The following is a 25,131-nucleotide window of genomic DNA, read 5'->3' on the forward strand; positions in this document are numbered from 1 at the left end:
ATAGTGCAACCGGTTTTTGGAGACTGGCATGAACACCGAGCACCGCTCCGGCTGCCCGATCAATCTGTCGCTGGAAGTTTTCGGCGACCGCTGGAGCCTGATCATCCTGCGCGACATTATCTTCGGCGGCAGGCGTCATTTTCGGGAATTGCTCAACGGCTCGATCGAAGGCATTGCCTCCAACATCCTGGCCGATCGCCTGAAGCGGCTGATGGAGCTCGGCCTCCTGACCAAGGCGGGCGATCCCAGCCACAAGCAGAAGGCGATCTACAGCCTGACCGAGATGGCAATCACCCTTGTGCCGATCATGGCGCATCTCGGCGCCTGGGGCCGCGTCTGGCTGCCGGTCAGCGAGGAGCTGTCGATCCGAGCCGAGCTGCTCGAAAAAGGCGGCCCGCCGTTGTGGGATCGGTTCATGGACGAATTGCGCCACGAACATCTTGGAGCGCCGGTGAAGACGCCGCCCGGCACGCCGACCGTGCGCCGGCAGCTGCAGGCCGCCTATGAGGCGGTTGTCGCCCGCAAGCCTCAGGCCGCCGCAGGTTGACGGCGTTTTGGACCGCGGGTCGCCGGGTGCAATCCTAGTTTAAGTTGATATCCCGGCTTGCCGACCGCATCGACACGGAGAAGCCGGCCAGCACATCAAACAGCGCGATGATCATCAGCGAAAAGAAGACCGAATGCGCGGCGCCCTTCACCAGCAGGAACTCGACCAGGAAGGCGATGAAGACCAGCGTCGACAACAGATGATCCAGGATCGACGCATTGGTGGTGCGCACCGATTTCGATATCTCGACGAAGAGGAAGATCAGCCCGATCAGCACCATCAGGTCGCCGAGCGTCATCGAAAAGACGCCGCCCGACATCATCCGGAACGAGAACATTTCGATCGTCCACGGATCGTCGCCGCCGCCGAACAAGCCGAGGAGTCCGAGGTTGTAGAGGACGAAGGGCACGATCAGCAGCGGGATGGCACCGAACATCTAGGCGTCTCCAATGAGGCACCCTTTGTAAAAGGCGCGGCGGGCACGCCGTCAAGGCTTTTCGGCGACGGCGCCGAACACGCTCTAAATCCTAATGAAATAACGATGTCAGCCGTTTTCCCGCTGCCTTTTCGGCGGCTCGTGCCCAGCCAGCGCGAGGACCTTCATCCGGTCGCCAGAATCAAAAAGACCGGCCAGCGGCCGGTCCTCTGAAAACGTCACAACCATGGAAGCTTCTCAGCTTTCCCGTGCAAGCTTCTCAGCTTTCCTTCGGCTCCAGCACCTGGCGGCCGCGATACATGCCGGTCTTCAGGTCGATGTGGTGCGGCCGGCGCATTTCGCCGGAATTCTTGTCCTCGACATAGGTCGGGGCCTTGAGGGCGTCGGCCGAGCGGCGCATGCCGCGCTTCGACGGAGAGGTTTTTCTTTTTGGAACGGCCATGGATATGCTCCACTACATGGTCAAAATGCCCCGGCAACCCTCGCGAAAGGGCCGCATCGAGGCCATAATCTGAGAAAGTCGGGTGCCTATACACGCCTTGCGCCGTTTTGGCCAGCACTGGCACGAATTTTTTTGAGCCGGCGCCGGTTCACCTTAATCGAGGCAACCGACATAGGCGCCCGAACGCCCGGCCCGCCGCTCGATCAGATTGGCGAGGCGCCTCAAGCCCGGGCCTGGCCTGGCCGGATTGCGCGCGATCGGGTTGGGCAGGCTGACGGCAAGCAACGCTGCCTGCCGGCGCGACAATTGCCTGGCCGAGACGCCGAAATGATGCTGCGCGGCCGCCTCGATGCCGTATATGCCTGGCCCCCATTCCGCGATGTTAAGATAGATCTCCATGATGCGGCGCTTCGACATCACCGCATCGAAATAGACGGCCAGAGGCAGCTCGACGACCTTGCGCACGCTGCCGAGCGGCCGCGACCACAAAAACAGGTTCTTCACCGTCTGCATGGTGATGGTGGAGGCGCCGCGCGTTGCCTCGCCGGCAAGCGCATCGTCGACCACGCCGCGCAATTCGCCGAGGTCGACGCCCCGATGGAAACAGAACTGCCCGTCTTCCGACATGATCACCGAATGCATGAGCACCGGCGCCACATCGTCGATCGAAACCCAGCGCCGGTCGTAGCCGGAGAAGGTGACAAGATCCTTCAGCATCAGCGTCGAAACCGGATGCACGAAAGGCGGCAGATAGAGAAAGGTGAGCGCGACCGGCATCGCGGCCAGCACGATCGCCGCGACCAGGCAGCGCCGGCCAAGGCGCTTGAGACCGGCGCGGTTCAGGCTCCGCGGCCGTGCCATGTCCAGCCCTTCGCTTTCATGTTCGACGATCGGTTCCGTCAAGTCGCCCCACCCGTGCCACCCGCTACTTCGGCATAATGGCGCGAGGCTGCTTGCGCAACGTCTGAGTGTCGGCTACCGGTCCGGCCATGTTGAAAGACGACCAGGTGGCCTTCGAATCCGCGCTTTTTACGCGCGCCGCAGCAGTCGAGGTCCTGCTGCGGCAGGTTTTCGATGCGCCTCTGCTCTCCGGCGAGATCGCCCGGCCGGAACGCCTGATGGCGGCGATGCGCCATGGCGTGCTCAACGGCGGCAAGCGGCTCCGCCCTTTTCTGGTGATGGAAAGCGCGGCGCTGTTTTCGGCAAATGACGAGGCGGCGCTGCGCGTCGCCGCCGCGCTCGAATGCGTGCATTGCTATTCGCTGATCCATGACGATCTTCCTGCCATGGACGACGACGATCTGCGCCGCGGCCAGCCGACGGTGCACAAAGCTTTCGATGAGGCAACCGCGATCCTTGCCGGCGACGCGCTGTTGACTTTGGCCTTCGACATCATCGCCGACGAGGCGACGGCGTTGCCGGCCGAGCGGCGGGCGGCGCTGGTGCTGGCGCTCGCCCGCGCCGCCGGAACCGGCGGCATGGTCGGCGGCCAGACGCTCGACCTCGAGGCCGAGCGCAAGCGGCCGGACGAGGCCGGCATCATCCGTCTGCAGGCGATGAAGACAGGCGCGCTGATCCGTTTTGCCTGCGAAGCAGGCGCCATCATCGCCGGCGCATCCGCCGTCGACCGTGAAAGGCTGGCGGAGTTCGGCTCGGCGATCGGTCTTGCCTTCCAGCTAGCCGACGACCTGCTCGATCTCACCGCCGACGCAAAGCAGATGGGCAAGGCGACCAAGAAGGACGCCGCCGCCGGCAAGGCGACACTTGCTGCGCTGCACGGCGCCGATTGGGCGCGCGAGCAGCTCCACGGCCTGATCGACCAGGCGCATGCGCTGCTGGAGCCCTATGGCGAGCAGGCGGATTTGCTGAAGGCGGCGGCAACGTTTATCGCCACGCGGAGCAGCTGAGACCGCAGCCGACGTCGCGGAGCTCAGGTCGCGGTTTTCACCCCCGCCCCGCGGCGTTCGCCACCACGAAAGCCGCGTAAAGCGACTGCCGCGCCGTGATGAACAAGCGATTGCGCTTGGGACCGCCGAAAGTCAGGTTGGCCACCGTCTCCGGGATGCGGATCTTGCCGATCAGCGTGCCGTCTGGATCGAAGCAGTGGACGCCGTCGCCGGCCCCTGCCCAGACGCGGCCGGTCGTGTCCACCCTGAACCCGTCGAACAGACCGGCCGTGCAGGTGGTGAAAACGCCGAGTTCGCGCAGATTGTTGCCCTCGACAGCGAACTTGCGGATGTGCCTTGGCCCGTCCTTCTGATGCGTGACGCCTGTGTCGCCGACATAGAGGATCGTCTCATCCGGGGAGAAGGCGAGGCCGTTGGGTTTTGCCATAGTCGAGACAACTCGCGTTACCTCACCGGTTGCAGGATCGGCACGATAGACATGACATCCCTCGATCTCTTGCTCGGCGCGGTCGCCCTCGTAGTCGGTGGCGATGCCGTAGGGCGGGTCGGAAAACCATACCGTGCCATCCGAGCGCACCACCACATCGTTGGGCGAGTTCAAGCGCCTGCCTTCGAAGCGGTCGGCGATCACCGATATCGAGCCGTCATGCTCGGTGCGGGTGACGCGCCGCGCGCGATGCTCGCAGGTGACAAGCCGCCCTTGGAAATCGACGGTGTTGCCGTTGGCGTTGTTTGACGGCGAGCGGAAGACCGAGACCGTGCCGCTGGTGTCGTCGTAGCGCATGATGCGGTCATTCGGGATGTCGGAGAAAAGAAGATACCGGCCGGCGGCGAACCACGCCGGGCCCTCGAGCCAGCGCCCGCCGGTCCACAGCCGCTCGACCGCAACGTGACCGACGAAACACCGCTCGAACCGCTCGTTGAGAACTTCGAACCCAGCGCCTTCAATGTCTCCGAACATGGTGCTTCTCCGCGAAAACCGCCTCATCGATAGCCGGCGCGTTGATCCATTTTCAAGACTTGACCTGCATAAATGTTAGCGATAACATCGGTCGCAATTCAGTCATTTGCTTGGCTTGGGAGGAGGCCAAAAAATGCGGCCCAAGCTCATCGAATTCATCGACATCTCCAAGCGCTTTGGCGGCACCCTGGCGCTGAAGTCGGTCTCGCTCGACATCCATGAGGGCGAGATCGTCGCGCTGCTCGGCGAGAACGGCGCCGGCAAATCCACGCTCATCAAGACGCTCGCCGGCATCCACAAGCGCGACCAGGGCACGATCCGCTTTCGCGGCGAGGATTATCACCATCGCCCGCCCCGCCCCAATCAGCCGCAGAAGGTCGCCTTCATCCATCAGGACCTCGGCTTGATCGAATGGATGACCGTGGCCGAGAATGTCGGCATGGCGCAGGGTTTTTCGCGCCGCATCAGCCTGATCGACTGGCAAGACACCGAGCGCCGCGCCGAGCGCGCGCTGGCGCTGGTCGGCTGTGCCTTCGATCCGGCGACGCGAGTGCAGGACCTCTCCCGCACCGAAAAGTCTCTGGTGGCGATTGCCCGGGCTTTGGCCACCGAGGCCGACGTCTTGGTCCTCGACGAGCCGACGGCGAGCCTGCCGGCGGACGAGGTCGAGCGCCTGTTCGAGGCGCTCCGGCCGCTGCGCGCGCGCGGCGTCGGCATGATCTATGTCTCGCACCGGCTGGACGAGGTGTTCCGCATCGCCGACCGCGTCGCCGTCATGCGCGACGGCCGCATGGTCGCGGTCAAGCCGGTGGCCGAGACCACGCCGCAGGAACTGGTCGATCTCATCGTCGGCCGGCCGGCGCACCAGATGTTTGCCAAGTCGCATTGGCAGGACGGTCCGGAGCGGCTCAGGGTGGAAAACCTCACCTGCGGCAGTGTCGGTCCGGTTCGCTTCGAGGCACGGTCCGGCGAGTTGCTTGGCCTGGTCGGCCTGCGCGGCGCCGGGCAGGAAGCCGTCGGCCGCGCGCTGTTTGGGGCCGAAGCTTTCGACGGCTCGGTCTGGCTCGATGGCAAGCGCCTCGACCTGTCCTCGGTCGGCGCCGCTCTTGCCGCCGGCGTCGGACTGATTGCGCGTGACCGCACCGAGGAATCCGTGGCGCTGTCGCTCTCAGTGCGCGAGAACATGTATCTCAACCCCTCGGCCGTCGGCCGCGGGCTCTTCTCCTTTATGAAGCCGGCCCGGGAAAGCGAGCTGACGCGGGAGCTCGGCGCACGGCTAGGGCTGCGGCCCAATGACCCGCACCTGCCGATCGAGGCGCTCTCTGGCGGCAACCAGCAGAAGGTGGTCGTCGGCCGCTGGCTGGCGACGGGCCGTAAGCTTCTGATCGCCGAGGATCCGACTGCGGGCGTCGATGTCGGCGCCAAGGCCGAGATCTATCGGCTGATCGCCGCCGCGGTCGAAGCCGGGCTGGCAGTGATCGTCGTCTCCACCGATTTCGAGGAAGTCGCCCACATCTGTCACCGCGCGCTCGTCTTCTCGCACAATCGCATCGTGCGCGAGCTCGCCGGCGATGCCTTGACGACGGCGGCGCTCATCAGCGCCGCTTCCGTGTCCGAAGCCGCCTGAGGAGGATCCATGAACTCGATCAAATCGACGGCGCTGGAGCCGACCCGTTCGGAGCTCGCCGGACTGAGCTACGGCCAGAAGGCGGCGCGCTATCTGCCGGTCTACGGCCTGCCGATCCTGACGCTGCTCCTGATCCTGCTCTTCTCGCTGCTCCTGCCGCGGACGTTCCCGACGCTGCTCAATTTGCGCTCGATCGTTTCCGACAAGGCGATCATCGCGCTCTTGTCGCTGGCGGCGATGATTCCGATGGCTTCGGGCCGCATCGACCTCACCGTCGGCTACGGCATCGTGCTCTGGCACATCCTTGCCATCAGCCTGCAAACCGCATTCGGCGTGCCCTGGCCGCTCGCGGTGCTCATCGTCATCCTGCTCGGCGTGCTCACCGGCTTCATCAACGGCCTGCTGGTCGAGGTGGCGCGCATCGATTCCTTCATCGCCACACTCGGCACCGGCACGGTGCTCTACGCTTTGGCAATGTGGTACACGGGCGGCCGCCAGGTCGTCGGCGTGCTTCCCGACGGTTTCCTTTCCCTCAACGGCACCATGCTGTTCGGCCTGCCGATCACCGGCTACTACGTGGTCGTGCTGGCGCTGGTGATGTGGCTGGTGCTCGAATATATGCCGCTTGGCCGCTACCTCTACGCCATCGGCGCCAATCCGAAGGCGGCCGCGCTCAACGGCATTCCGGTGCAGAAATTCGTCATGGGGGCCTTCGTCGCCTCCGGCGCGCTCACCGCCTTGGGCGGCGTGCTGCTGGCCTCGAAGCTCAGGATCGGCCAGGCCAGTGTTGGCCTCGAATACCTGCTGCCGGCCCTGGTCGGCGCATTCCTCGGATCGACCACCATCAAGCCGGGCCGCGTCAATGTCTGGGGCACGATCGTCGGCGTCGTTATCCTCGCCGTAGGCATTTCCGGCATCCAGCAGTTCGGCGGGTCGTTCTGGGTAGAGCCGTTGTTCAACGGCGTCACCCTGCTCGTCGCGATCGGCATTGCCGGCTACGCGCAGCGGCGCCGCGGCGCGGTGGTGCCGGCATCCGCGCCCACCAGCCGACCAGCCACCAGCCAATCAACAAATACAACCGACAATGCTTAATGGGAGAAACGATATGCAGCGCAGAACAGTCCTACAGCTCGGAATTGCCTGCCTGGCGCTTGGCATCGCCTCGCCGGCGCTGGCCGACCCGATGGCCGACGCCAAAGCGGTGGTGGATAAATATGCCAGCAAGGTCGAGAAGTGGGACGGACCGACCACGGGACCGAAAGGGGCTGCCGGCAAGACCATCGTCGTGCTCGGCGCCGACATGAAGAACGGCGGCATCCTCGGCGTCACCAAGGGTGTCGAGGAAGCCGCTGCCGCCCTGGGCTGGACGGTCAAGACGCTTGACGGCGCCGGCTCCATCGGCGGCCGCACCGCTGCCTTCGGCCAGGCGCTGGCGCTCAATCCCGATGGCATCATCATCAACGGCTTCGACGCCGTCGAGCAGAAGCCGGCGATGGAGCAGGCCAAGGCGGCCAAGATCCCGATGGTGGCCTGGCACGCCGCGCCGACCGTCGGCCCGATCGACGATCTCGGCATCGTCGCCAACGTCTCGACCGATCCAATGCAAGTTTCGAAGGCGGCGGCCGACTGGGCCTTTGTCGACGCCAAGGGCAAGCCCGGCGTCATCATCTTCACCGATTCCACCTACCAGATCGCTATCGCCAAGGCGGACCGGATGAAGAAGGAGATCGAGGATCTCGGCGGGAAGGTGCTCGAATATGTCGACACGCCGATCGCCGAGACCTCGCAGCGCATGCCGCAGCTCACCACCTCGCTGCTGCAGAAATACGGCGATCAATGGACCCATTCGCTGGCGATCAACGACCTCTATTTCGACTTTATGGGGCCGTCGCTCGCGGCGGCCGGCAAGTCCGGCACCGATGCGCCGATCAACGTCGCGGCGGGCGACGGTTCGGAATCGGCCTACCAGCGCATCCGCTCCGGCCAGTTCCAGAAGGTGACGGTGGCCGAGCCGCTGAACCTGCAGGGCTGGCAGCTTGTCGACGAGCTCAACCGCGCCATGGCCGGCGAGAAATGGTCGGGCTACATCTCCCCGCTGCATGTGGTGACTTCCGACAATGTCGAGTTCGACGGCGGCCCGGACAACCGTTTCGACCCGGGCAACGGCTACCGCGACCAATACAAGAAGATCTGGGGCAAATAGACGCCATCCAGAACGATCAGCGAGCGGTCGGCGATCATCCGCCGGCCGTTCGTTTTTTCCGACGCTTCAGGCCGTGTGTCGCACAACAACCTTGGGCGTCATGCCGACTACGACGCGGTCATCGAGCGCTCGCCGCCCGTTGAGCAGGTCGAGCACCAGCTCGGCGACGCGGATGCCGATCTCATGCGCGCCGACGTCGATCGTGGTGATCGAAGGCACCGACTGCTCGGCGAGATCATAGGCGCCGAAGCCGGCAATCGCCACGTCGTCCGGCACGCGGATGCCGCGTCGAACGCATTCCATCAGGGCGCCGAAGGCGGAGAGGTCGGACACGCACATCACCGCCTGTGTGTCCGGCCAGCGCGAGATCATCTCGACCATGGCGGTCGCGCCCTCGCGCATCGAGATCGGCGGCACGCCGGAGGCAATCACGCGCGAAGCGTCGAGGCCGCGGTCCTCCAGCGCCGCGACGAAGCCGCGTCGGCGGTCCAGACCACGGGTGTCCCGCGAGGTGTCGCCGCCGATAAAGCCCAGCCTCGAATAGCCGCGCTGAACGAAATGATCGACCATCAGCCGCCCGGCCTCGGCATTGGAAAAGCCGACGACGTGGCCGATGGGGTCGGCCGGCAAATCCCAGGTCTCCACGACCGGAACGCCGGCATTTGCCAGCAGCTTGCGGCAGCGCGGCGTGTGCCGGCCGCCGGTGACGATGATCGCCTCCGGGCGACGCTGCAGCAATTGCCCGACCAGGCGTTCCTCCTCCTCGACATTATAGTCGGTGAAGCCGAGCAGGATCTCCAGCCCGCTGTCACGCAGGCCCTCGGTCATGCCGCGCACCGTGTCGGCGAAGTTGGCGTTGTTGATCGAGGGGATCGTCGCGGCGACGAAGCCGGAGCGCCGCGACGACAGATTGGCGGCGATGCTGTCGAAGACATAGCCGAGCTCTTCAGCCGCCTTGAGGATGCGGTCGCGCGTATCGGCGCTGACCGAAGCGTCGCGCTTGAAAGCGCGCGACACGGTCATCGTCGAGACGTTGGCGCGATGCGCTACATCGGCCATGGTCGGCCTTTTGGGCGAAGATTGCATGGCCGTACGTTATCGATATCACGGCGGAATGCAACGCGCCGTTGCGGCTCACGCAAACGCGATCTGGACCTTCATCGCCTGGCCGCGGTCGTTGGCGAGCTCGAAGCCGGAACGCGCTTCGTCGACCGGCACCGAGTGGGTGATCAGCGGCTTCACGTCGATGAGCCCCTTGCGCATCAGCTCGACGCCGACGGCGAATTCGGGATGGAAGCGGAACGAGCCGTTGATCGACAGTTCCTTGGCGGTCACCGTCGACATCGGCAGTGCCATCTCGGCGCCGCCGAGGCCGAGCTGGACGATGGTGCCGCGCGGACGCAGCGCCGCGATGCCTTGCGCCAGCGCCGACGCCGCGCCCGAACATTCGTAGAGGATGTCGAAGGTCCCCTTGTCGGCAAGGTAGGGCGCCAAACCTTCCGGCTCGCTTCGGGTGTTGATGGTCTTGTCGGCGCCGGCGCGCATGGCCATCGACAGCGTGAAATCGGCGATGTCGACGGCGACGATCTCGGCCGCACCCGCGCGGCGCGCGCTGATGATCGACAGCAGGCCGATCGGCCCGCAGCCTGTGACCAGCACGCGCTTGCCCAGCATCTCTCCGGCCCGGCGCGTCGCGTGCAGACAGACGGCCAGCGGTTCGGCCATCGCCGCCTCGCCGGCGGTCAAGCCGTCGGCCGGGACGCACTGAATCGCGTCCGCCACCAGCATTTCACGAAACGCGCCCTGGATATGCGGGAACGGCATGGCGCTGCCGTAGAAGCGCATGTTGAGGCACTGGTTGTGCATGCCCTCGCGGCAATAGCGGCAGCTATAGCAAGGCCGCGACGGAGACACGGCGACAAGCTGTCCCGTCTGCAGTCCACTCACTCCCGGCCCGAGGCTCTCGATCACGCCGGAGACTTCGTGGCCGAGGATCATCGGCTCCTTCAGGCGCACCGTTCCGAAACCGCCGTGATTGTAGTAGTGCAGGTCGCTGCCGCAGATGCCGCCGGCGGCGAGACGCAACAGCACCTGGCCCGGCCCCGGTGCCTCGACCGGACGGTCCTCGATGCGCAGGTCTTTGGCGGCGTGGATGACGATCGACTTCATGGCAGGCGAACTCCTCGGATTGTGCAGGCAGGCTTTGCGTGAAAACTTGTGTAAAACAATTTCACAGCACCGGCGTCAGCAACGGCTGGCCAGCAAAATGGGCGGCAAGGTTGTCGCGTACCAGCTTGCCCATCGCCTTGCGTGTCTCGATAGTGCCCGACGCATGGTGCGGCTGCAAAAGGACGTTGTCGAGCGCCAGGAACCGCGGATTGAGCTTCGGCTCGCCCTCGAAAACGTCGAGCGCGGCAGACCCCAGCGCCTTCTTCTCGAGCGCATCGAGCAGCGCACCCTCGTCGATATTGGAGGCGCGCGAAATGTTGATCAGCATGCCGTCCTCGCCAAGCGCCGCGATCACCTCGCCATTGACGATGTGGCGCGTCGCGGCCGACGCCGCGAGCGTCACGAACAGGAAATCGGAACGGCCGGCCAGGGCGACGGGATCGGCGACGAACTCCCAGTCCGCGGCGAAATCCTTGGGCGCGACGTCGCTGTAGGCGATGTCCATGCCGAAGCCGGCCAGACGCTTGGCCACCTCATAGCCGATGCGGCCGAGGCCGAGCACGCCGGCCCGCCGGCCCCAGACTCGGCGCTTCAGCGGGTAAAGGCCCTTAGAGGCCCAGCTGCCGTCGCGCACCCAGCGCTCGGCGCCGATCATGCCGCGCGACAGGCACAGCATCATGGCGATGCCGAGATCGGCGACGTCGTTGGTCAACACATCAGGCGTATTGGTGACCCGCACGCCGCGCTCTCGGCACGCCGACAGATCGACCGCGTCGAAGCCGACGCCGTAGACCGAGACGACCTCGAGTGCCGGGCAGGCCTCGATCATGGCGCGGTTCGCGCCGAGTTCGCCGCGGGTGGCGATGGCGCGGACCTGCGGCCCGACGTCGGCGAGGAAGGACGGCTTGTCCTCGGCCGCGAAATAACGATGCACCACGAAGGCTTCGTTGAGCGGCACCTCGTCCCACGCGGGATAAGGTCCAACCTGAAGGATATGGGGCCGCTGCATCGGTTTTCGCTCCACTTGACTTGACAGCTGATGTTATCGATAACATAAAACGGACAGCGACGAGAGGCAATCGAGAAAATGTCGTCCACCTTGTTCGATCTCACCGGGCGCACCGCGCTCGTCACCGGCTCCTCGCAAGGCATCGGCTTTGCCTTGGCAAAAGGGCTCGCCGGTGCCGGGGCCAAAGTGGTCCTCAACGGCCGCGACAAGGCAAAACTCGCCGTTGCGGCCGCGCAAATCCCCGGTGCTGTGACGCTGGCCTTCGATGCAACCGACCATGATGCGGTACGCGCCGCCATCGATGCGTTCGAGCAGGCTCACGGAGCGATAGACATTCTGGTCAACAATGCCGGCATGCAGTTCCGTACGCCGCTCGAGGACTTTCCCGCCGACGCGTTCGAGCGCCTGCTGCAGACCAATGTCGCCAGCGTCTTCCATGTCGGCCAGGCCGTGGCGCGCCACATGATCCGGCGCGGCCGCGGCAAGATCATCAACATCGCCAGCGTGCAGACCGCGCTCGCCCGGCCGGGGATCGCGCCCTACACGGCGACCAAGGGCGCGGTCGGCAATCTCACCAAGGGCATGGCGACCGACTGGGCCAGGCACGGCCTGCAATGCAACGCCATCGCGCCCGGTTATTTCGACACGTCGCTCAATGCGGCCCTTGTCGCCGACCCGGCCTTCAGCGCCTGGCTTGAAAAGCGCACGCCGGCTGGCCGCTGGGGCAAGGTCGAAGAACTGGTCGGCGCCTGCGTCTTCCTGGCGTCCGACGCCTCTTCCTTTGTCAACGGACATGTCCTCTATGTCGATGGCGGCATCACAGCTTCGATCTGACCTGCCGCCGCGCATGGTCGTCATGGGCGTCACCGGTTCGGGCAAGACGACGGTTGGCGAGGCGCTGGCCCGTGCGATCCACGCGACGTATGTGGATGGCGACAAGCTGCACCCTGAAGCCAACACCGCCAAGATGAGCGCAGGCATTCCGCTTGATGACGCCGACAGGTGGCCATGGCTGGCGAAAGTCGGCGGAACGCTGAGGCTGCAGCCCGCACCGGTCATCGTCGGTTGTTCGGCGCTGAAGCGCGCCTATCGCGATTTCATCACCGAGCAGGCCCGCGCGCCGGTGCTGTTCATCTATCTCGATGGTTCGCGTGAACTGATTTCCCGGCGCATGAGCGAGCGCACCGGCCATTTCATGCCGACCAGCCTGCTCGACAGCCAGTTCGCGACGTTGGAAGTGCCAGGCAAGGACGAGTATGCCATCGCGGTGGCGATCGACGCACCGCTCGAAAAGATTGTCGCGGATATAACGTCCAGATTTGAGGAGCGACCGTCATGACCAACATAGTCGCGCTAATCGGTGCCGGTGCCATGGGCGGAGCGATCGGCGAACGCCTGCTCGCTACCGGCAACCGGCTCTTCGTGTTTGATCTCGACACGGTCAAGGTGGAAACGCTGGTTGCGAAGGGCGCCAGCGCCGCGGCCAGCGCGGCCGCGGCCGCCGCAGCGGCCGACTTCGTCATCCTCAGCCTCAATTCCGCTGCGATCGTGCGCCGCGCCGTGTTCGGAGATGGCGGCGTCGCCGCTGGCGCGAAGCCCGGCACGCTGATCATCGACATGTCGTCCATCGACCCCGACGCGACGCGCCAGCTGGCGGCGGACGCCGCCGAAAAGAGTCTGCGCTGGGTCGACTCCCCGCTCTCGGGCGGGGCGCCGAAAGCCCTCGTCGGCGAGCTGACGCTGATGGCCGGCGGCAAGGCGGAAGATGTGGCGGACGCGCACAAGGTGCTCCACCACGTCGCCAGCAACTATACGCATATGGGCCCGGCCGGTGCGGGGCAGACGACGAAGCTGATCAACCAGGTGCTCTGCGCCCTGAACTTCATGGCTGTGGCGGAAGCGACCCGGCTGGCGCTCGACGCCGGCGTGGACGCTCTCAAGATCCCGCAGGCGCTGAAAGGCGGCCGCGCCGACAGCGCCATTCTGCAGGAATACCTGCCGCGTTTTGCGACCCTCGACTACCGGCGCACCGGCCGCATCGACAATATGGTCAAGGACCTCAACGCCGCGCAGGACCTGGCGCGGCGCACGCACACCGCAATGCCGCTGACGGCCGTCTGCGCCGAAGTGCACCGGCTGTTGACGGCCGCCGGACTGGGTGGCGAGGACCAGGCCGCTTTGATGGAATTTTTCCGACGCAAGGATGAGGAGCCCGCAGCATGATCACACGCTATGCGCTGTTTGAAGGCAAGGTGAAGGACGGCCAAACCGAAGCCTTCCGCGAGGATGTGATCAGAACCGTCCTGCCGAAGTGGAAGGCTTTCCCGGGCGCACTAGACGTACGCGTCAGCTTTGCCGAGAAGCGCGACGACGGCGCGCCGGAATTCCCGATGATCCTGGCAATCAACTATCGCGACATGGCCGCGGTCGAGGCCGCGCTCGCGAGCCCCGCCCGCGCGGAATCTCGCGCCGCGACCGAGGCGGTGTTGGCCAAGTATTTCGAGGGACGCATTCACCACCACGTCACCATCGCCAACGAGTTTTCCCTGTGGACGGATTGACGTGCTTAAATCTGCCCCTGAGCCCTAAATGCGCAGGCAAGACAGGCAGCCGCACCAACGAAATCTTAATGTAAATCAAGCGTAATCCCGACCGTTAAAATTGTGCGTTTGGGTTGGGGTTACGCATGCCGGAGTATTCCTCCTTCATCCGGTCGATCCGGGTCCGCTATATTTCGGGATTGCTCGTCTTTGCCCTGGCCTCGGCGGCCGTCATGTTCGCGCTCAACCGCGTGAACTCATACCGCCACGAAGTCGATGCCTTGAGCGCCAATTTCGTCATCTTCTCGCGCGACCTGCGCAACGCCACCAATTTCGCCGAGACGACCGGAACCGTGTGGCGGGCCGAGACCCGCGATGGGCTGACCGCAGCCGCGCGCGGCCATTCCGAACGGCTGATGGGCGAGATCGAAATCCTGAACGCGCAGCTCGCGGCGATCAGGCCGCGGCTGTCGAAGAATACGCTCAATGCGCTCGAATCCGCTTCGGTGAACGACGATCTGTTCTGGTCGGCGCGCGACATGGTGCGCAATTTCAACCTGATGTCGGTGGCCCAGACAGTCGACGAATGGAGCTACCGCGAGATCCGCAACCAGAACGATCTTTTCGCCCAGCCGATGCTGGTTCGCGTGCGCACCGCGCTCGATGACGAGCGGCGCCTCGCCGATGCCGCCAGCGACCGGCTGCTCCTATGGGCGAGCGGTCTGCTGATCGCCGTCATCGCCATCGCCGCGGTTCTGATCTTCCGGCCGATGGAGAACGCGATCCGCCGCGCCTTCGCCGAAACCGCCGCATCGTTGTTCAAGGCCGAGGCGGCCGACCGGGCGAAATCGGAATTCCTCGCCAATATGAGCCATGAGATCCGCACGCCGATGAACGGCGTGCTCGGCATGGCCGAGCTTCTCGCCAAGACCGAGCTGACGCCGCGCCAGAAGACCTTCACCGACGTCATCGTCAAATCCGGCAACGCGCTGCTCACCATCATCAACGACATTCTCGATTTCTCGAAGATCAATGCCGGCCAGCTGACGCTCGACCCCGCCCCGTTCCGCCTGGCCGAAGCGGTCGAGGACGTGGCCACGCTGGTCTCGGCCCGCGTTGCCGAAAAGAACCTCGAGCTCATCGTGCGCGTCGACCCGCGCCTGCCTGGCTTCGTCGTCGGCGACGCCGGCCGTTTCCGCCAGATCGTTACCAACCTGCTCGGCAATGCGGTGAAGTTCACCGAGAAGGGGCATGTGCTGATCGATGTCGGCGGCGATGTGGTCGATGGGACCGTCCAGCTCAAGGTCCGCGTCGAGGACACCGGCATCGGAATCCCCGCCGAAAAGCTGCAGAGCGTGTTCGAGAAATTCGCCCAGGTCGACGGCTCGTCCACCCGTCGTCACGAAGGCACCGGGCTCGGCCTTGCCATCTCCGCCCGCCTCGTCGACCTGATGGGCGGCAAGATCGGCGTTGAAAGCGAGATCGGCCGCGGCTCGGTCTTCTGGTTCGCCGTACCGCTGCCGGCACACAAACAGCAAGCGCGCGACGAGATCGTGCCGGTCGACGTCACCGGCGCCCGCGTCCTGGTCATCGACGACAACCCGGTCAATCGCGAGATCCTGCTCGAGCAGCTGCGCAGCTGGAGCTTCGACTGCGCCGCGGCCGAAAGCGGCGCCGTCGGCCTCGCCTTTCTCGACCGCGCCTGCCAGCTCGGCGCTTCGGTCGACTGCATCATCCTTGACTACCAGATGCCCGGCATGAACGGCGCCGATGTCGCCAAGGCGATCGCCGCCGACAGCCGCCTGTCTTCCATTCCGGTCGTGCTGCTCACTTCGGTCGACCAGGTCGATTTCGGCCGACTGGTGATCGATTTCGGCATCGTCGCGCATCTCACCAAGCCGGCGCGTTCGGCGGTGCTGCTCGGCACCGTGATCTCCGCCATCCAGAAGGCGCGCACGCAAGGCGGCAAGGCGCATTTCGTGCGCGAGCCGGTCGTCGTCCAGTCGGCTCCGCCGCCCTTCACCGTCATCCGTGGTCCAGCCGTTCCGGTCCTCTCGCCCGAACCGGCGGCGGCGCCGAGCGGTCCGATCGATATCCTGATCGCCGAGGACAATGACGTGAACCAATTGGTCTTCGGCCAGATCCTCAACGGCCTCGGCCTCAGCTATCGCATTGCCGGCAATGGCCGCACCGCGGTTGAGATGTACCGCTCGCTGCGCCCGAGGCTGGTGCTGATGGACGTCTCCATGCCGGAGATGAACGGTTACGAGGCGACGCGCGCCATCCGCGCCATCGAAGGGCAGAGCGGCAGCCATACGCCGATCATAGGCGTCACCGCGCATGCGCTGAAGGGCGACCGCGAAAAATGCATGGAAGCCGGCATGGACGACTACCTGCCGAAGCCGGTCTCTCCCGACCGCCTCGGCGCCAAGATCGGCACCTGGCTCAGCGAGACGGTGGCGGCGAAGACGGCTTGAGCTACCGATTTCGCATAACCAGGCACGCCCCGCCGACGCTTTGCAGCTTATTGCAGATGCCGTTGGCCTCGGCGCGCGAGTCGGCACCGATCCTGACCGCATAGATGCCGCGCCGGCCGATCGGCGTGCGCACGCGGCTGACCACAGGATCATGGCTGCCAAGCAGGGAAGGGAATCGGCCGCGAACCCGCAACCACTGACTGATTGCGGCGGAGCGGCGGAAATTGCCGGCCACCTGGACGCCCCACGGCTTGACGTTGATCGAGGCCATGGCGACGGTCCGCGACATGATCACCGGCAGCCTGCGGCAGGCGGCCGCGAAGCTCATCTTCGGATCGAGCGGCCGGATCGTGCCGGCATAGGCGGTGTCCGAGAACTTGTCGACCGGCTCGCCCATGATGTCGAAGACATAGCTTTCGGTCTCCATCGGCAGGAAGCCGCCGGAGGAGAGCCAGCGTGACACGCGATTCTCGCCCGCATTGTAGGCGGCAGCCGCGAGGCCGAGATTGCCGTAGCCCGCCTTCATCTCGGCAAGATACTTGGCCGAGGCGGGGATCGCCTGTCCGATGTCGAACGGATCGGCAAGCCCGCGCAGCTTGGCGGTGCCCGGCATGAACTGGGCGATGCCCTCGGCGCCCACGGGGCTCACCGCATTGGGATCGAAGCGGCTCTCCTTCCAGATCAGCCGGGCGAAGAAATCCTTGGGTAGGCCATTTTGCTCGGCCTGGGTCTCGATCAGGTCACAGACGCGATTGATCAGCCGCTTTGCGGCCGATCGCGACTGCGGCGGATCGGCGAATGCCTGACCGGCAGGGATCAGCGCGCAAATCAGGATCAGTGCCGTCCTGAGCAAGCGCTGCATGGCTCATTCCGCGGCGGCTTTGCCGTGTCCGTACCGCTGCTCGATATAGTCTGCGACCATCTTTTCGAAATCCTGCGCGATTGAGGGGCCACGCAGCGTCGCCGCCTTCTTGCCGTCGATGAACACCGGCGCTGTCGGCGTCTCGCCGGTTCCGGGCAAAGATATGCCGATATCGGCATGCTTGGATTCGCCGGGGCCGTTGACGATGCAGCCCATCACCGCGACCTTGAGGTTCTCAACACCCGGATATTTCTCACGCCACACCGGCATGTTCTTGCGGATGTCGGCCTGGATGCTTTGGGCCAGCTCCTGGAAGACGGTGGAGGTCGTGCGGCCGCAGCCGGGGCAGGCCGCGACGATCGGCACGAACTGCCGGAAGCCCATCGTCTGCAAAAGTTCCTGCGACACCTGCACCTCGCGCGTGCGGTCGCCGTTCGGCTCCGGCGTCAGCGACATGCGGATCGTGTCGCCGATGCCCTGCTGCAGGAGGATACCCATGGCAGCCGAGGAAGCGACGATGCCCTTGGTGCCCATGCCGGCCTCGGTCAGCCCGAGATGCAGCGCATGGTTGGAGCGGGTCGCAAGCTCGGTATAGACGGCGATCAGATCCTGCACGCCGCTGACCTTGGCCGACAGGATGATCTTGTCGCGGCCGAGCCCGATCTCTTCCGCCATCTCCGCCGACAGGATCGCCGACTGCACGATCGCCTCGCGGGTGACTTCCTGGGCGGTGAGCGGCGAGCCCCGGCCCTGGTTGTCATCCATCAGCCGGGTCAAGAGCTCCTGGTCGAGCGAGCCCCAGTTGACGCCGATGCGCACCGGCTTGTCGTATCTGATCGCCATCTCGACGATCGCGGCGAACTGGCGGTCCTTCTTTTCCTTGAAGCCGACATTGCCGGGGTTGATGCGGTATTTCGCCAGCGCCTCGGCGCAGGCCGGGTGATCGGCGAGCAGCTTGTGACCGATATAGTGGAAGTCGCCGACCAGCGGCACGTTGACGCCGAGCCGGGCCAGCCGATCACGGATGCGCGGCACGGCAGCGGCGCTCTCGTCGCGGTCGACAGTGATGCGCACGATCTCCGAGCCGGCGCGATGCAGCGCCGCCACCTGGGCAACGGTTTGATCGATGTCGGCGGTATCGGTGTTGGTCATCGACTGCACGACGACCGGCGCGCCGCCGCCGACCATCACGCCGCCGACATCGACGCCGACCGATGCGCGCCGCGGGAAAGGAGAAGAAAAATATCCGGTCATGCCGGCCGCCTTCATCTGGAAGTTCCGGGCATGAGGTGGCGGAGCAAAGATGGCTTGTCAATGGCCGGTGACAGCCACGGTCCGCAAATCGGCTGCGCTTGGTTGGCGGCCGCGCGGTTCAGCAGCCCACATCGGGCTGCGGTTGCATTCCGGGAAGACTCGGGAAATTCAGCGTAAACTCACCGTACCGGCGGCATTCTTGCCACCGGTTGGGTTGCACCCGACGGGTGCGGTTTATGCTGCCTAGAGGAGTTTCAGTGTGCCGTCGGTTTCGCCTTCAGCTTTTCAATCTCGTCCTTGATTGCCAGCTTGCGCCGCTTCAGAGTGGCGATCTCGAGGTCGTCTACCGAAGGATGATTCATCGCGTCGATAAGCTCGCGCTCGATGTCGCCGTGCTTCCGCTGCAGCTCATCAAGATGGGATGCAAGAGACATGATTGGTTCTCCCTTTCATGGATTCCTCGATTGCAGCCGTCTCAGGCACGTCCACCGCAGGTCGCAACTGTGACGGCACGATGACAGTTTGCCACCAACCAATCTCGATGTCGAATGCCGCGTGGTAGCATTCCACGACAATGTGAAATGTGATATCAGCGGCGCGCCGGTCACAAACCCACCGGCCCCGCCCAAAGGCCCATCCCTGGGCGACGCATACGCAGACGGTAGATAATGTCCGAACAGGAACAGGCTGAGATACGCCTCGAATATTCCCGGCTCAAACAGGAACACGCCGATTTCGACGCCGCCATCAACGCGATGATCGCCATGGGTTGCGACCCGCTGCAGATCCAGCGCATGAAGAAGAAGAAGCTGATGCTGAAGGACCGGCTGATGGCGCTGGAAGACCGCATCATCCCCGACATCATCGCCTGACCGGCAGCTTCCTTCGCTCGACGACTACGGGATCGAAAGCCGCGCGGCCCGGTCACGCAGCAGCGCGACCAGCTCACCTGTCCGTTCCTCCGACGTGTCGATCGGAACCACCAGGCACATCGTCGCCTCGATCTTCCCGGGCGCTGAAAAGACCGGCGCCGCCAGGCATTTGGTATAGGCGTCGACAAGGCCCGACGTCACGCAGTAGCCGGTGACGCGGGCTTTCGCGATGTCGTCGATGAAGTCGTCGAGCTCGATCTTGCGGCCGTCCGGCAGCACGAGGTCGTCCCGCGAGATCATCGCCTCGATCCGGCTGCGTTCCAGGCCGGCGAGCAGCAGCCGGCCCGACGCGGTCCAAGGCAGCGGGATCTGCAGACCGGTCGCCGAGCTGATGCGGAACGGCCTGGTGCCCGGGCTCGAATGGACGATCGTGTAGCGGCCGCTCTGCAGCATGCACAGCTCCGAGGTCTCGCCCGTCTCGCGCGACAGCGTGTCGACCTCCTGCCGCCCGCGTCTGAGCAGGTCGTTGCCACGCATATAGGCCATTCCGTAGAGGTAAAGCTTCTTGCCGAAATAGACGCGGTTGCCGTCGCCGGCCATCTCCAGGAGACCGGCACCGACCAGTTCCCGAACCAGCGTGTAGGTCGTCGAGCGGGGGGCGTTGAGCCCCTTGGCCAGCTCGCCGATGCCGATCGCACGCTGCGTGGCATGCAGGAACTCCAGAATGTGCAGCGCGCGGTTGAGACCCTTTTCGCGAGAGTTCGCGGGCCTCTCTTCCTCAGAACCTGCGGCCTGCCACTTGGTCAGCGCTTCGCCATCTTGCATTGTCGATTCCCGGTGTTAGTATCTGTCTTGTACAGGATACATACGTCTCTTGTAAGAGACAATCGTATGTCGATTGCTGACGCGTGTATTGATGGGGAACACACCACCAAAGGAGGTCGCCGTGAACGACACATCCGGAAGACGTGATTTTCTGAAATTGGGAATGGCCGGACTTGCTACCGCCGGCGCGCTCACCGCGGTCAGCGCCGAGAAGGCCGCCGCGCAAGCCGCGTCCGACAGCGTGCTGCGGACCGCGCTCGATCGCGGCAAGCTGATCGTCGGCACCGGCAGCACCAACGCGCCGTGGCATTTCGAGAACGATGCCGGCGAGCTGGTCGGCATGGACATCACCATGGGGCGCATCCTCGCCAAGGGCCTTTTCGATGACCCGACCAAGGTCGAATTCGTCATGCAGGATCCGGCGCAGCGCATTCCGAACGTGACCACCAACAAGGTCGATATCACCATCCAGTTCATGACCATGACGGGGCAGCGCTCGCAGCTGATCCACTTCTCGCGCCCCTACTATGTCGAAGGCGTCGCGCTGCTGACGCTGCCGGGGTCCGAGAACAAGACTTTCGACAAGCTGCTGGCGAACGGCTCCGCCACGCGCATCTCGATCCTGCAGAATGTCGATGCCGAAAACTCGGTGCACTTTGCCCTGCCCCAGGCGCAGGTCATGCAGATCGACACCCAGGCCAACGTGCTGCAGGCGCTGGAATCCAAGCGTGTCGACGCCGCCGCGGTCGACCTCTCCACCGTGCGCTGGCTCGCCTCGCGCAACCCGGACAAATATTTCGACGCCGGCAAGAGCTGGTATTCGATGCTTTACGGCGCGGCCATCAGGCAGGGCGACCTCGACTGGCTGACCTACGTCAACCAGACCTTCACCATCGCCATGTTCGGCCACGAGACGGCACTCTACGACGCTGCCTTCAAGGAATATTTCGGCCAGGAACCGCCGCCGCGCCATCCGGGCTTCCCGGTCATCTGACGAGGCCTGTCTGACTTTAGCCGGCGGAGGGCCGCAGCAAGCGCCCTTCCGCCTGTTCTCCTCGACACGGGCTCCTGCAGTGGCGAATTCTGGATCGTCACCACAGGCCATTGAGACGGACGCATGGGCTATACGCTTAATTTCAACCTGATCTGGCGCCATTTCGACAAGCTCTGGGGCGGACTGCTGCTCAGCCTCGAGCTTGCCGTGATCTCGATCGCCATCGGCATTGTCATCGGACTGGTACTGGCCGTCTGGTATGTCTCGGCCGGGCGTGTCGTGCGCGGCATTATCGCCTCTTACGTCGAATTCATCCGCAACGTGCCGCTGATCCTCTTGGTCTATCTGGTCTTCTACGGTCTGCCGACCGTCATCGACCTGGCCTACAGCGCGCAGACGTCCTTCGTCGCCACGCTTGCCGTCTACAGCGGCGCCTATCTGGTCGAAGTGTTCCGATCCGGCCTCGAAGCCGTGCCGCGCGGCCAGATCGATGCCGGCAAGGCGATCGGCCTTACGCCATGGCAGCGGCTGGTCCATGTGCGGCTGCCGACGATGATGCGCATCACCCTGCCGGCGCTTTCCAACACCTTCATCTCGCTGTTCAAGGACACCTCCGTCGCTTCCGTCATCTCCGTGCCCGAGCTGACCTATGGCGCGCAGTGGATCAACTTCAACACCTTCCGCATCGTCGAGGTCTATCTGGTGGTGACGGCGATGTATCTGGTGACGGGTTACGCCCTGCTCTTCGCGCTCCGGCTGGTCGAGCGCTGGTATAGGACGGCGCGCTGATGCTTGGCCAGATCGCCTACGCCCTGCCGTTCCTCGCCGAAGGCTTCGCGCTGACGCTTTGGGTGTCGCTGCTCGTCGTGGTGCTGTCGCTGATCGCCGGCGTTGTCTTCGGCGTCGGCCTCGTCTACGGGCCCGCACCCTTGCGCTGGGCGGTGCGGATCTTCAGCGACACCGTCCGCGGCATCCCAATCCTGGTGCTGATCTTCTTCGTCTATTACGGCATGCCGGCCGTCGGCGTGCATCTCCAGTCCTTCTGGGCGGCGGTGCTGGCGTTGACCTTGTTCAAGACCGCGCAGGTCGTCGAATATCTGCGCGGCGCGGTCGCCTCGATCCCGAAAGGCCAGTCGGAAGCGGCGATGGCGATCGGCCTGACCTTTCGCCAGCGCCTTACCTACGTGATTTTCCCGCAGGCCTTCCGCCGCTTCCTGCCGCCTTGGATCAACGGCGTCACCGACGCGGTCAAGGGCAGCGCGCTGGTCTCGCTGCTCGGCATCACCGATCTGATGCAGGCCATCAACCAGGTCATTGGCCGTACCTATGAGGCCATGCCGCTCTATATCCTCGGCGCCCTTCTCTATTTCGGCGTCAACTACGCGCTTTCGCTTGCCAGCCGACGGCTGGAGCAGCGCTTTGCCTTCATCCGGGAATAGCACGATGGCCCCCACTTCCGATAACAGCCCTGCGCTTCTCGATATCGCCGAGGTCTCGAAATCCTTTGGCTCGGTCGAGGTGCTGCGCTCGGTCAGCCTCAAGGTGGCGAAGGGCGAGGTGGTCGCCATCATCGGACCGTCCGGCAGCGGCAAGACCACGCTGCTGCGCTGCGTCAACTTCCTCGAAAGCTACGACAGCGGCTCGATCCGCATCGACGGCAAGGAGGTCGGTTTTCGCGACGGCGGCGCGCGCCAGCGCCGCAGCGAGCGCGACTTGGCCGCCATGCGCGCCGAGACCGGCATGGTGTTCCAGGGCTTCAACCTGTTCCCGCATCTGACGGCGGCCGGCAACATCATGCTCGGCCTCACCAAGGTACGCGGCAAGAGCAGCGCCGAGGCGCGCTCGATCGCCGAGCACTGGCTGGGTCGTGTCGGTCTCGCCCACAAGGCCGACAGCCTGCCCGCCGAGCTTTCCGGCGGCCAGCAGCAGCGTGTCGGCATTGCGCGTGCGGTCGCCATGGAACCAAAGATCCTGCTGCTCGACGAGATCACCTCGGCCCTCGATCCGGAACTCGTCGGCGAGGTTCTGGCCGTGGTGAAAAGCCTCGCTGAGGACGGCATGACCATGGTGATGGTGACGCATGAGATGGCTTTCGCCCGCGACGCCTCAAGCCGCATCGTCTTCATGGCCGACGGCGGCGTCAGTGCCGTCGGGCCGCCGAAGGAGGTGCTTGCCGCGGAGACCACGAACGAGCGCCTGCGGACTTTTTTGGCGCGCTTCCGTGCCTCGCAATTCTGACATCGGATGGCAAATGCCATCCAAGGAGCATTCTTCCATGACGCCTTACACCCGGCTCGCCGAACTCGGCCTGACGCTGCCCGAGCCGCCAACGCCCATCGCCAACTTCGTCACTCATGCCGAGAGCGGCCGGCTGATCTTCCTCTCGGGCCAGGGGCCGCTGCGTGCCGATGGCACGCTTTGCACCGGCAAGGTCGGCGAGGACGTCACCGTCGAACAGGCCTATGAGCATGCCCGGCTCACCGGCCTCAACCTGCTTGCCGTCATGCACGCGGCGGCGGGCGACCTCGGGCGCATCGTGCGCGTCGTCAAGCTGCTCGGCTTCGTCAATGCGACGCCGACCTTCAGCGATCACCCGAAGGTGGTCAACGGCTGCTCCGATCTCTTCGCCGATGTCTTTGACAAGATCGGCGGCCACGCGCGTTCGGCGATCGGCGTCGGCTCGCTGCCTGGAAACATCACCGTCGAAATCGAAGCGGTCGTCGAGATCGCCGCCTGACACTGGGATCTGCTGCCATGAAAACCTATTCCGAGACCGGCTCCAACACCACGATCCGCGAGCGGCTGGGACTGCGTCCGATCATCAACGTCTCGGGCACGATGACGACACTCGGCGCTTCCATCATCGTCCCGGAAGCGATCAGCGCCATGGCCGAGATCGCCTCGCAATGGGTGGAGATGGACGATTTGCAGCGCGCCGCGAGCGCAGTCGTCGCCCGTCTCACCGGCGGCGAGGCCGGCTTCATCACCGCCTGCTGCGCCTCAGGCATCACCATGGCGATCGCCGGAGCGATGACCGGCACCAACCTGCTGGCCATCGAAAGGCTGCCCGACGACACCGAAGGGCTGAAATCGGAGGTCGTCATCCAGCTCGGCCATATCGTCAATTACGGCGCGCCGATCGATCAGTCGATCCGCGTGGCCGGCGCCAAGGTCATTCCGGCGGGCACCGTTAGCGTCACGCAGGATTACCACGTGCGCGAGGCGATCAACGAGCGCACCGCGGCCGCGCTTTACGTCGTCGCCCACCACACGGTGCAATACGGCATGCTTTCGCTAGAGGAGTTCTGCGAGATCTGCCACGCCAAGAATGTGCCGGTGATCGTCGATGCCGCTTCGGAATACGATCTGCGTACCTTCCTCGCGCGCGGCGCCGACATCGTCGTCTACAGCGGCCACAAATTCCTGAGTGGCCCGACCAGCGGCATCGTCACCGGCCGCAAGGACCTGGTGCGCGCCGCCTATCTGCAAAATCGCGGCGTCGCGCGGGCCATGAAGGTCGGCAAGGAAAGCATCGCCGGCACCATGGCGGCGCTCGACGCTTGGGAAAAGCGCGACCATGCCGGCATTCGCCGGCGCGAAGAGGCGGCGCTCGATCTGTGGAAGGATGCGCTGCAAGGCATTCCGGGCATCGGCGCTGAGATCGTGCCCGACCCAACCGCCAACCCGCTCGACCGCCTGCAGGTCTTCGTCCGTCCGGAGAGCCGCTTCACCGCCGCGGGCCTAGCCTCGGCTTTGGCCGCCGGCTCACCGCCCGTCATCGTGCGCAACCATGAGGTCGAGCGCGGACACTTCTTCCTCGACCCGTGCAACCTGCATCCCGGCGAGGCCGAGATCGTCGCCGAGCGGCTGCGAGCCGTGCTGACCGCGGAGGAGCGTCCCGCGGATGCCATGAAAGCGGCGCGCAAGGATTCATCCGGGGCGCTGCGCTGGCCGGACTAGACCTCGCCACCGTCGGCCCACAGCCGCGACAATCCTTGCGGCTGCC

At 64.8% G+C, this 25,131-nt stretch carries 28 protein-coding genes; 17 read left to right on the forward strand and 11 right to left on the reverse strand.

The features are described from left to right. The first annotated feature begins 28 nt into the window (after positions 1 to 28). Entirely contained in the window at positions 29 to 547 is a 519-nt protein-coding gene (locus P9254_RS10045; RefSeq protein ID WP_278053417.1) for a winged helix-turn-helix transcriptional regulator, read from the forward strand. Between the two features lie 34 nt (positions 548 to 581). Here the strand turns inward: P9254_RS10045 and P9254_RS10050 are convergent, their stop codons facing one another. From P9254_RS10050 to P9254_RS10060, 3 genes are all read right to left on the reverse strand, one after another. Next, positions 582 to 983, reverse strand: coding sequence for a hypothetical protein (locus P9254_RS10050; RefSeq protein WP_095782517.1), 402 nt, complete (start codon positions 981 to 983; stop codon positions 582 to 584). A 259-nt stretch (positions 984 to 1,242) separates the two neighbouring features. Further along, positions 1,243 to 1,425, reverse strand: coding sequence for a 50S ribosomal protein L32 (gene rpmF, locus P9254_RS10055; RefSeq protein WP_006203806.1), 183 nt, complete (start codon positions 1,423 to 1,425; stop codon positions 1,243 to 1,245). 153 nt (positions 1,426 to 1,578) lie between these two features. After that, positions 1,579 to 2,286 carry a biosynthetic peptidoglycan transglycosylase gene (locus P9254_RS10060; RefSeq protein WP_278053578.1) on the reverse strand — a complete coding sequence of 236 codons (708 nt, stop codon included), beginning with the start codon at positions 2,284 to 2,286 and terminating at the stop codon, positions 1,579 to 1,581. 128 nt (positions 2,287 to 2,414) lie between these two features. Between P9254_RS10060 and P9254_RS10065 the strand changes: the two genes are divergently transcribed. Beyond that, the gene (locus P9254_RS10065) at positions 2,415 to 3,332 is read left to right on the forward strand and encodes a polyprenyl synthetase family protein (protein WP_278053419.1); all 918 of its coding nucleotides are present in this window, start codon (positions 2,415 to 2,417) and stop codon (positions 3,330 to 3,332) included. A gap of 37 nt (positions 3,333 to 3,369) precedes the next feature. On the opposite strand, the gene P9254_RS10070 is transcribed toward P9254_RS10065, so the two are convergent. Further along, positions 3,370 to 4,293, reverse strand: a complete 924-nt coding sequence (locus P9254_RS10070) for an SMP-30/gluconolactonase/LRE family protein (protein ID WP_095824049.1) — start codon at positions 4,291 to 4,293, stop codon at positions 3,370 to 3,372. 133 nt (positions 4,294 to 4,426) lie between these two features. On the opposite strand from P9254_RS10070, the gene P9254_RS10075 reads away from it, so the two are divergent. Genes P9254_RS10075 through P9254_RS10085 form a run of 3 tightly spaced genes read left to right on the forward strand, consistent with a single transcriptional unit; the run spans position 4,427 to position 8,123 of the window. Continuing rightward, positions 4,427 to 5,920 (forward strand): sugar ABC transporter ATP-binding protein, encoded by a 1,494-nt coding sequence (locus P9254_RS10075; protein WP_278053421.1) that lies wholly within the window; start codon positions 4,427 to 4,429, stop codon positions 5,918 to 5,920. Positions 5,921 to 5,929: 9 nt separating this feature from the next. Continuing rightward, a complete protein-coding gene (locus tag P9254_RS10080) occupies positions 5,930 to 7,012 on the forward strand; it encodes an ABC transporter permease (RefSeq protein ID WP_095799814.1) in 1,083 nt (360 codons plus the stop codon). A 13-nt stretch (positions 7,013 to 7,025) separates the two neighbouring features. Beyond that, positions 7,026 to 8,123 carry an ABC transporter substrate-binding protein gene (locus tag P9254_RS10085; protein ID WP_127241085.1) on the forward strand — a complete coding sequence of 366 codons (1,098 nt, stop codon included), beginning with the start codon at positions 7,026 to 7,028 and terminating at the stop codon, positions 8,121 to 8,123. A 66-nt stretch (positions 8,124 to 8,189) separates the two neighbouring features. On the opposite strand, the gene P9254_RS10090 is transcribed toward P9254_RS10085, so the two are convergent. The 3 genes from P9254_RS10090 to P9254_RS10100 form a co-directional block, all read right to left on the reverse strand. Further along, positions 8,190 to 9,182 (reverse strand): LacI family DNA-binding transcriptional regulator, encoded by a 993-nt coding sequence (locus tag P9254_RS10090; protein ID WP_278053423.1) that lies wholly within the window; start codon positions 9,180 to 9,182, stop codon positions 8,190 to 8,192. A gap of 75 nt (positions 9,183 to 9,257) precedes the next feature. Continuing rightward, a complete protein-coding gene (locus tag P9254_RS10095) occupies positions 9,258 to 10,292 on the reverse strand; it encodes an L-idonate 5-dehydrogenase (protein ID WP_278053425.1) in 1,035 nt (344 codons plus the stop codon). Between the two features lie 61 nt (positions 10,293 to 10,353). After that, entirely contained in the window at positions 10,354 to 11,301 is a 948-nt protein-coding gene (locus tag P9254_RS10100; RefSeq protein ID WP_127241083.1) for a 2-hydroxyacid dehydrogenase, read from the reverse strand. 78 nt (positions 11,302 to 11,379) lie between these two features. On the opposite strand from P9254_RS10100, the gene P9254_RS10105 reads away from it, so the two are divergent. The 5 genes from P9254_RS10105 (at position 11,380) to P9254_RS10125 (ending at position 16,318) form a co-directional block, all read left to right on the forward strand. Next, positions 11,380 to 12,135 carry an SDR family oxidoreductase gene (locus P9254_RS10105; protein ID WP_278053428.1) on the forward strand — a complete coding sequence of 252 codons (756 nt, stop codon included), beginning with the start codon at positions 11,380 to 11,382 and terminating at the stop codon, positions 12,133 to 12,135. Then, positions 12,104 to 12,640 carry a gluconokinase gene (locus P9254_RS10110; protein WP_278053429.1) on the forward strand — a complete coding sequence of 179 codons (537 nt, stop codon included), beginning with the start codon at positions 12,104 to 12,106 and terminating at the stop codon, positions 12,638 to 12,640. Before P9254_RS10105 ends, P9254_RS10110 begins: the two co-directional genes overlap by 32 nt. Then, entirely contained in the window at positions 12,637 to 13,524 is an 888-nt protein-coding gene (locus P9254_RS10115) for an NAD(P)-dependent oxidoreductase (protein WP_278053430.1), read from the forward strand. The genes P9254_RS10110 and P9254_RS10115 overlap by 4 nt, the downstream gene beginning before the upstream one ends. After that, positions 13,521 to 13,862 (forward strand): hypothetical protein, encoded by a 342-nt coding sequence (locus tag P9254_RS10120; protein WP_278053431.1) that lies wholly within the window; start codon positions 13,521 to 13,523, stop codon positions 13,860 to 13,862. Before P9254_RS10115 ends, P9254_RS10120 begins: the two co-directional genes overlap by 4 nt. Positions 13,863 to 13,987: 125 nt before the next feature. Next, positions 13,988 to 16,318, forward strand: coding sequence for a response regulator (locus P9254_RS10125; RefSeq protein WP_278053432.1), 2,331 nt, complete (start codon positions 13,988 to 13,990; stop codon positions 16,316 to 16,318). Position 16,319: 1 nt separating this feature from the next. Here the strand turns inward: P9254_RS10125 and P9254_RS10130 are convergent, their stop codons facing one another. The 3 genes from P9254_RS10130 to P9254_RS10140 all read right to left on the reverse strand — a co-directional run bounded on the left by P9254_RS10130 (position 16,320) and on the right by P9254_RS10140 (position 18,868). Then, on the reverse strand, positions 16,320 to 17,180 hold the full coding sequence (locus P9254_RS10130) for a lytic transglycosylase domain-containing protein (RefSeq protein ID WP_278053433.1): 861 nt from the start codon (positions 17,178 to 17,180) through the stop codon (positions 16,320 to 16,322). Positions 17,181 to 17,183: 3 nt separating this feature from the next. Next, on the reverse strand, positions 17,184 to 18,434 hold the full coding sequence (gene ispG / locus P9254_RS10135) for a flavodoxin-dependent (E)-4-hydroxy-3-methylbut-2-enyl-diphosphate synthase (protein WP_278053434.1): 1,251 nt from the start codon (positions 18,432 to 18,434) through the stop codon (positions 17,184 to 17,186). Between the two features lie 254 nt (positions 18,435 to 18,688). Further along, positions 18,689 to 18,868, reverse strand: coding sequence for a YdcH family protein (locus P9254_RS10140; protein WP_040998838.1), 180 nt, complete (start codon positions 18,866 to 18,868; stop codon positions 18,689 to 18,691). A gap of 234 nt (positions 18,869 to 19,102) precedes the next feature. On the opposite strand from P9254_RS10140, the gene P9254_RS10145 reads away from it, so the two are divergent. Further along, a complete protein-coding gene (locus tag P9254_RS10145; protein ID WP_067001951.1) occupies positions 19,103 to 19,306 on the forward strand; it encodes a YdcH family protein in 204 nt (67 codons plus the stop codon). 24 nt (positions 19,307 to 19,330) lie between these two features. On the opposite strand, the gene P9254_RS10150 is transcribed toward P9254_RS10145, so the two are convergent. After that, a complete protein-coding gene (locus P9254_RS10150; protein ID WP_278053437.1) occupies positions 19,331 to 20,131 on the reverse strand; it encodes an IclR family transcriptional regulator in 801 nt (266 codons plus the stop codon). 121 nt (positions 20,132 to 20,252) lie between these two features. On the opposite strand from P9254_RS10150, the gene P9254_RS10155 reads away from it, so the two are divergent. The 6 genes from P9254_RS10155 to P9254_RS10180 all read left to right on the forward strand — a co-directional run bounded on the left by P9254_RS10155 (position 20,253) and on the right by P9254_RS10180 (position 25,085). Beyond that, the gene (locus P9254_RS10155) at positions 20,253 to 21,125 is read left to right on the forward strand and encodes a transporter substrate-binding domain-containing protein (protein ID WP_127215240.1); all 873 of its coding nucleotides are present in this window, start codon (positions 20,253 to 20,255) and stop codon (positions 21,123 to 21,125) included. A gap of 123 nt (positions 21,126 to 21,248) precedes the next feature. Then, on the forward strand, positions 21,249 to 21,914 hold the full coding sequence (locus P9254_RS10160) for an amino acid ABC transporter permease (protein ID WP_067319366.1): 666 nt from the start codon (positions 21,249 to 21,251) through the stop codon (positions 21,912 to 21,914). Continuing rightward, positions 21,914 to 22,564 (forward strand): amino acid ABC transporter permease, encoded by a 651-nt coding sequence (locus P9254_RS10165; RefSeq protein ID WP_095782532.1) that lies wholly within the window; start codon positions 21,914 to 21,916, stop codon positions 22,562 to 22,564. The genes P9254_RS10160 and P9254_RS10165 overlap by 1 nt, the downstream gene beginning before the upstream one ends. Positions 22,565 to 22,568: 4 nt before the next feature. Next, positions 22,569 to 23,363, forward strand: coding sequence for an amino acid ABC transporter ATP-binding protein (locus P9254_RS10170; RefSeq protein WP_278053441.1), 795 nt, complete (start codon positions 22,569 to 22,571; stop codon positions 23,361 to 23,363). Between the two features lie 37 nt (positions 23,364 to 23,400). Further along, entirely contained in the window at positions 23,401 to 23,862 is a 462-nt protein-coding gene (locus P9254_RS10175; RefSeq protein ID WP_067001934.1) for a RidA family protein, read from the forward strand. Between the two features lie 17 nt (positions 23,863 to 23,879). Further along, positions 23,880 to 25,085, forward strand: coding sequence for an aminotransferase class V-fold PLP-dependent enzyme (locus P9254_RS10180; protein ID WP_278053444.1), 1,206 nt, complete (start codon positions 23,880 to 23,882; stop codon positions 25,083 to 25,085). Positions 25,086 to 25,131: the final 46 nt, after the last annotated feature.

It is taken from the genome of Mesorhizobium sp. WSM4983, from assembly GCF_029625765.1.
GTDB lineage: Bacteria > Pseudomonadota > Alphaproteobacteria > Rhizobiales > Rhizobiaceae > Mesorhizobium.

Bases quoted from the DNA above. Each gene is read 5' to 3' on its own strand.
- P9254_RS10120 (WP_278053431.1), top strand. From the start codon at position 13,521: ATGATCACACGCTATGCGCTGTTTGAAGGCAAGGTGAAGGACGGCCAA.
- P9254_RS10115 (WP_278053430.1), top strand. From the start codon at position 12,637: ATGACCAACATAGTCGCGCTAATCGGTGCCGGTGCCATGGGCGGAGCG.
- P9254_RS10050 (WP_095782517.1), bottom strand. From the start codon at position 983: ATGTTCGGTGCCATCCCGCTGCTGATCGTGCCCTTCGTCCTCTACAAC.
- P9254_RS10075 (WP_278053421.1), top strand. From the start codon at position 4,427: ATGCGGCCCAAGCTCATCGAATTCATCGACATCTCCAAGCGCTTTGGC.
- P9254_RS10080 (WP_095799814.1), top strand. From the start codon at position 5,930: ATGAACTCGATCAAATCGACGGCGCTGGAGCCGACCCGTTCGGAGCTC.
- P9254_RS10095 (WP_278053425.1), bottom strand. From the start codon at position 10,292: ATGAAGTCGATCGTCATCCACGCCGCCAAAGACCTGCGCATCGAGGAC.
- P9254_RS10175 (WP_067001934.1), top strand. From the start codon at position 23,401: ATGACGCCTTACACCCGGCTCGCCGAACTCGGCCTGACGCTGCCCGAG.
- P9254_RS10130 (WP_278053433.1), bottom strand. From the start codon at position 17,180: ATGCAGCGCTTGCTCAGGACGGCACTGATCCTGATTTGCGCGCTGATC.
- P9254_RS10140 (WP_040998838.1), bottom strand. From the start codon at position 18,868: ATGTCTCTTGCATCCCATCTTGATGAGCTGCAGCGGAAGCACGGCGAC.
- P9254_RS10045 (WP_278053417.1), top strand. From the start codon at position 29: ATGAACACCGAGCACCGCTCCGGCTGCCCGATCAATCTGTCGCTGGAA.
- P9254_RS10065 (WP_278053419.1), top strand. From the start codon at position 2,415: ATGTTGAAAGACGACCAGGTGGCCTTCGAATCCGCGCTTTTTACGCGC.
- P9254_RS10100 (WP_127241083.1), bottom strand. From the start codon at position 11,301: ATGCAGCGGCCCCATATCCTTCAGGTTGGACCTTATCCCGCGTGGGAC.
- P9254_RS10110 (WP_278053429.1), top strand. From the start codon at position 12,104: ATGTCGATGGCGGCATCACAGCTTCGATCTGACCTGCCGCCGCGCATG.
- P9254_RS10070 (WP_095824049.1), bottom strand. From the start codon at position 4,293: ATGTTCGGAGACATTGAAGGCGCTGGGTTCGAAGTTCTCAACGAGCGG.
- rpmF (WP_006203806.1), bottom strand. From the start codon at position 1,425: ATGGCCGTTCCAAAAAGAAAAACCTCTCCGTCGAAGCGCGGCATGCGC.
- P9254_RS10090 (WP_278053423.1), bottom strand. From the start codon at position 9,182: ATGGCCGATGTAGCGCATCGCGCCAACGTCTCGACGATGACCGTGTCG.
- P9254_RS10060 (WP_278053578.1), bottom strand. From the start codon at position 2,286: ATGGCACGGCCGCGGAGCCTGAACCGCGCCGGTCTCAAGCGCCTTGGC.
- P9254_RS10180 (WP_278053444.1), top strand. From the start codon at position 23,880: ATGAAAACCTATTCCGAGACCGGCTCCAACACCACGATCCGCGAGCGG.
- P9254_RS10170 (WP_278053441.1), top strand. From the start codon at position 22,569: ATGGCCCCCACTTCCGATAACAGCCCTGCGCTTCTCGATATCGCCGAG.
- P9254_RS10125 (WP_278053432.1), top strand. From the start codon at position 13,988: ATGCCGGAGTATTCCTCCTTCATCCGGTCGATCCGGGTCCGCTATATT.
- P9254_RS10145 (WP_067001951.1), top strand. From the start codon at position 19,103: ATGTCCGAACAGGAACAGGCTGAGATACGCCTCGAATATTCCCGGCTC.
- P9254_RS10160 (WP_067319366.1), top strand. From the start codon at position 21,249: ATGGGCTATACGCTTAATTTCAACCTGATCTGGCGCCATTTCGACAAG.
- P9254_RS10085 (WP_127241085.1), top strand. From the start codon at position 7,026: ATGCAGCGCAGAACAGTCCTACAGCTCGGAATTGCCTGCCTGGCGCTT.
- ispG (WP_278053434.1), bottom strand. From the start codon at position 18,434: ATGACCGGATATTTTTCTTCTCCTTTCCCGCGGCGCGCATCGGTCGGC.
- P9254_RS10105 (WP_278053428.1), top strand. From the start codon at position 11,380: ATGTCGTCCACCTTGTTCGATCTCACCGGGCGCACCGCGCTCGTCACC.
- P9254_RS10165 (WP_095782532.1), top strand. From the start codon at position 21,914: ATGCTTGGCCAGATCGCCTACGCCCTGCCGTTCCTCGCCGAAGGCTTC.
- P9254_RS10150 (WP_278053437.1), bottom strand. From the start codon at position 20,131: ATGCAAGATGGCGAAGCGCTGACCAAGTGGCAGGCCGCAGGTTCTGAG.